This is a genomic window from Bacillus sp. C30 (assembly GCF_040838255.1).
Lineage (GTDB): Bacteria > Bacillota > Bacilli > Bacillales > Bacillaceae_G > Bacillus_A > Bacillus_A mycoides.
The window spans coordinates 1-4,377 of the sequence record NZ_JBFPJH010000279.1 but is presented as its reverse complement, the minus strand read 5'-3'; the positions used below and the strand labels follow the sequence as shown (position 1 = coordinate 4,377).

General features: G+C 32.8%; 5 protein-coding genes and 1 pseudogene. 2 read left to right on the top strand and 4 right to left on the bottom strand.

Going from position 1 to position 4,377, the window contains the following annotated elements:
- A partial coding sequence (locus AB3X49_RS18435; protein ID WP_367963880.1) for a helix-turn-helix domain-containing protein occupies positions 1-417 on the top strand: 417 nt, incomplete at its 5' end.
- A gap of 10 nt (positions 418-427) precedes the next feature.
- Here AB3X49_RS18435 and AB3X49_RS18430 read toward each other — a convergent pair.
- The 4 genes and pseudogenes from AB3X49_RS18430 to AB3X49_RS18415 form a co-directional block, all read right to left on the bottom strand.
- A complete protein-coding gene (locus tag AB3X49_RS18430) occupies positions 428-559 on the bottom strand; it encodes a hypothetical protein (RefSeq protein WP_367963878.1) in 132 nt (43 codons plus the stop codon).
- A gap of 183 nt (positions 560-742) precedes the next feature.
- The gene (locus tag AB3X49_RS18425) at positions 743-2,002 is read right to left on the bottom strand and encodes an AimR family lysis-lysogeny pheromone receptor (protein ID WP_367963875.1); all 1,260 of its coding nucleotides are present in this window, start codon (positions 2,000-2,002) and stop codon (positions 743-745) included.
- Between the two features lie 189 nt (positions 2,003-2,191).
- Positions 2,192-2,371: pseudogene (locus AB3X49_RS18420) on the bottom strand (2TM domain-containing protein); the annotation flags it as partial.
- Positions 2,372-2,549: 178 nt separating this feature from the next.
- The gene (locus AB3X49_RS18415) at positions 2,550-3,191 is read right to left on the bottom strand and encodes a hypothetical protein (RefSeq protein WP_367963873.1); all 642 of its coding nucleotides are present in this window, start codon (positions 3,189-3,191) and stop codon (positions 2,550-2,552) included.
- A gap of 311 nt (positions 3,192-3,502) precedes the next feature.
- Between AB3X49_RS18415 and AB3X49_RS18410 the strand changes: the two genes are divergently transcribed.
- A partial coding sequence (locus tag AB3X49_RS18410) for a S66 family peptidase (protein WP_367963870.1) occupies positions 3,503-4,377 on the top strand: 875 nt, incomplete at its 3' end.

Below are 4,377 nucleotides of genomic sequence, written 5' to 3'. Positions count from 1 at the left end.
CCTCCAATTGATTTTCCCTTTAGGAAATATTATAATAAACCTAACAAACCACTTATTGAGGTGATTACTGTGGAATTTAAAGATCGGTTACGTCAATTGCGAAAAGAGCGTAATTTAACACAACATGATTTAGGACAAGCTATTGGTGTTACTGCAGGTAGCGTTTCTAAATTTGAAACTGGTTTTAAACCTGCATCTAGAGAAACTGTTGAGCGCACTGCTGACTTTCTTAGTGTTCCTGTTGATTATCTTCTAGGAAGATCTGACTCTCGTGAATTAGATGAAGGGATGAATCAAAAATACTTGAGCATAAAAAACCGTCTGGAACAACTACCTGAGGAACATCAGGACATAGTCTTACAAAACATGCTAACAATGATGGAAAGCCTAGAAAAATTGAAAAACATTAAAAAATAGTGATGTGATGCTACTCATCGCTATTTTTTAATGTTTGTTCAATATTGAATGCTGCTTCAATAAATTGATTTAACTCTTCCTCACCATTTGAACATGAATCTATGCATTTAAAAAATGACTGTAGAATGTCTTCTTTTCTCATTTGTATTCCCCCTCACCTGCTGTAATCCAATTATAACCTTTCCTCTAGGGAAATTTTAGAAAAGTAAATTATTTTTCGTTTTTTATTTTTAGTTTACCAAATAAGAAAAGGATTGAGATATTCTCAATCCTTTTCTTTCATCAACCACCCGGTTTGATGGTTTCCTGCATATATGATATTTTTTCATTTTTCTTGTAGTTGTCTTGTGTCTGTCCTATAAATCCGCTCGACACAGTGAATACTGTTAATGCAACTAAGATTGTAGAAATTATTTTTTTCATCAGCAAACGCTCCTTCTCCTATATTCCCTTTAAAACCCACCATTGACTTGATTAGTTCTGAGTTATCTCCTCTTTTGAGGATTTCTTTTGCAACCAAACTTGTAAAGAAATAATTTGACTGTAAAAGGAATTTTTGAAAGCATTCGTATATTCCGTTTGGGGATGTAGAAACAATCCCTTTAAAATATACGAGAAAATCTTCTTCTTCACCATCGTATAACGAAGTTTGAAGTAGTTGCAACCTAGAAGGATCCGGAAACATTTGAAATTGCTTCAACGAAACATCTGAATTTTCAGGTAATACTTCACCTAAATATATCTTAGCAAAGTCTAAGTTATAACGCACCTCTTTTTCATAAGTTTTATCTCCGACTTGTTTAAATAAAACATAACTGTCTTCAAAATATTTCAAGCTCTTTTCCTTATCTTCACCTAAGTATGACATTCCCAGTATGTATAAAGCATCAGAAATTGTTTTTTCACTGATATTAGCTTCGATTATTACATTAGCAAATTTTCTAGCTAAATCTAAATGATTGTAATGTAAATAAACGGGTGCGAAAATCTCTGCTACTCTGTACATGTAGCATTCTTTAATATAAGATTTCCTATCACTATCTATAGCCTTAACTTGTTGTTCGATTTCCTGAATTAATTCTAACATCAGATTATATTTCTTTAGGTGGAAATAATTATAACATTTCATTATATCCACTAGAATATTTAAAACCTTATCCTTCGGTTGTCCAATTTTTTTAAATTTATCGATAATATCTGTACCATGTATTTCACCTACTATATATTGATACAAAATCCCATATACAGAAACATATTCTCCGATTGTTCCAGCTTCATCTTTATTTTTTAGAATTAGCTTATGTAGCAACTCTATATTTCTTGTTACACATGCATATTCAAAACTTTGTTTTATCGCTTCTGTCCCATCAAGATCTAAGCACCATTTAGCCATTGTCTCTTTGGAAGTTTTATTTTCATCATTTAGTACATGTGATAACTTGACCAATTGACAAAATCCAATTGTTCCTCTTTTTTTAAATTTGGACATGTATTGTTTGGATACCCCTATTTTTATTGCTACACTACTTGAAGTCATATCATCTCTATCCTCAATTATACCCATAATTTTTTCATGGAATTTCAAGTGACTATCCCCCTTCATTTTCAATAAACGTCACAGTTCCCCTTATATTTACAGAATATTTTATCACAATAATAAGAACGTGTATTCTGTTAACTTCAAATACCATGTTGAGAAAGTTTTGTAACCTAAGAGTGAACAATTTAGCAAAAAAATACCTGTTATTATCGTTGGTTATTGGTTACTGTATCAAATGATACCGATCCCCCAACCTCCCAGTGGATATAAAAACCATAATTTACTTGAATCAGAGCTTATATTTATAAAAAAAAGCATTAAGTTAACTAGTATATAGACCGTTAAATGAATGTAAAACGCTTTTAAATTCTCCATCCTTTTTTTAGCTCGTAAATAAACCTCATCTCGCTCCATCCTTAAACACCTCTTTCATTATTGTATTTTTTAAACTCGCTCCGATTTAAACATCATATTCTAATCGAAAATCCCTTATTCTCAAAAAAACACAAAATAAAAAATACCCATCAAATTGTCATACACATGATAATTTGATGGGTACTGCATGATACATTTGTTATTTACAGAAGTCTAATTAAGACCAAATCCAAACATCATCATTATTTTCAACGTTGCTCTTTACCTCATGAATTTTTTCGATATGATCCGTTGTGTTCCAGTTAATAGAACTTCCGCCCCAACCCACATACTTCATATCAATTTTTACTTTCTCACCTGTATTAAATACTTGTCCCTTCGTTAAGAAAACATCAATAATATCTTTTTTCCCGTTTAGCGATGGATACTCAACTACGACATATTTAGTAGAACTATCTCCTTCATCTTCCATCGTTCCTATTTTTGATACTTCCCCAATTACATAATCAGGAGAACAGTCTTCTTTCATGTGCATACCTAATTTATTTGACGTATTTTCAACTGTATTTGCAATCATATATTCAGTAAAATTACGCATCATAGATCCAGTAGCTTTAACCTCATCCCCTACTTTCACATTTGAAAGGGAATCTATATACACACTAACAGGTTCCTCATATTGCTTAGATTTTACAACAATTACACCGTTATCTACTTCTACTACTCGCCCTTCTAACGTCGAGAAATTTGATTCAATAGAAGCGGCACTCGCTTTTGACAGTTCTAATCCTGGTAAATTCGTTCCTGATAATGCTGCGATCCCTAAAGCACCTGCTAAAATTAATTTTTTCATACCCATATGTAACCTCTCCATTCATGATGATCTTATTTTTTGATTGGATACGACCAACCTGTAACCATTATAGTTACAGGTTGTAGAAAATAGCAACCATCTTTCTCATGCAATGATGCATACTGTGATTTTTAAATATAAAGTTTGATAAAAAGATTTATTGTATTTTATTCATATATTCAGCAATAGTGTTAGATTCATAAATAACAGCAGGTGTATTTGTTAATGGTGGCGAAATTAAATGTCATGTACTATGTTCTTCAACTCTACGGTTTGTATAGTCGTAGTTAATTACATTATGTAGGAGCGGAATTAATATGTTAATGAAACCAAAAAGATTACAGCCAGGAGATATTGTGGCGACAGTAAGTTCTTCATGGGGAGGTGCTGGTGATTCTAAGCTAAGATGGCGATATGAGCAAGGAGTAAAAAGATTAGAAGACGTCTTCGGTCTTAAGGTTGTCCCAATGCCAAATAGTTTAAAAGGTAGCGAATACCTTTACAACAACCCACAAGCTCGTGCGGAAGATTTAATGACAGCATTTAAAGATACTCGTATTAAAGGAATTATTACGAATATTGGCGGTGAAGATAGCATCCGTTTACTTCCTTATATAGATTTTAATGTTATACGCGAAAATCCGAAAATCTTTATGGGCTACTCTGACGATACCGTTTCACATTTGTTTTGTCATAAAGCAGGAATTTCCTCTTTTTACGGTCAAGCAATCTTAACTGATTTTGCCGAAAATGTAGAGATGGATCCATATACAATTGAAATGGTGAATCGAACTCTCTTTTCAAATGAGAATATTGGTGAGATTCAACCAGCTCATGAATGGACGAGTGAGCGTTTAGAATGGATAGAGCTAAATAAGGATAAAAGGCGTACGATGCAGCAAAACAATGGATATGAGCTACTTCAAGGCTCTACCACTATACAAGGTCGTTTAATTGGTGGTTGTATTGAAGTACTGGAATTTGCAAAAGGAACGAAACTTTGGCCTGAGAAAAAACATTGGGAGAATAGTATCCTTTTCTTTGAAACCTCTGAAGATCATCCAGAACCAAGTTATATAAAGTATTGGTTACGAAATTATGCAGCACAAGGCATTCTGCAAAAAGCAAATGGCATCATTTTTGGTAAACCGAAAGACGAAAAATATTATGAAGAATATAAACATGAAATACT

What these genes read in the sequence shown, in the direction of transcription:
- AB3X49_RS18430 (WP_367963878.1), bottom strand. Translation starts at nt 559, where the DNA reads ATGAGAAAAGAAGACATTCTACAGTCATTTTTTAAATGCATAGATTCA.
- AB3X49_RS18415 (WP_367963873.1), bottom strand. Translation starts at nt 3,191, where the DNA reads ATGGGTATGAAAAAATTAATTTTAGCAGGTGCTTTAGGGATCGCAGCA.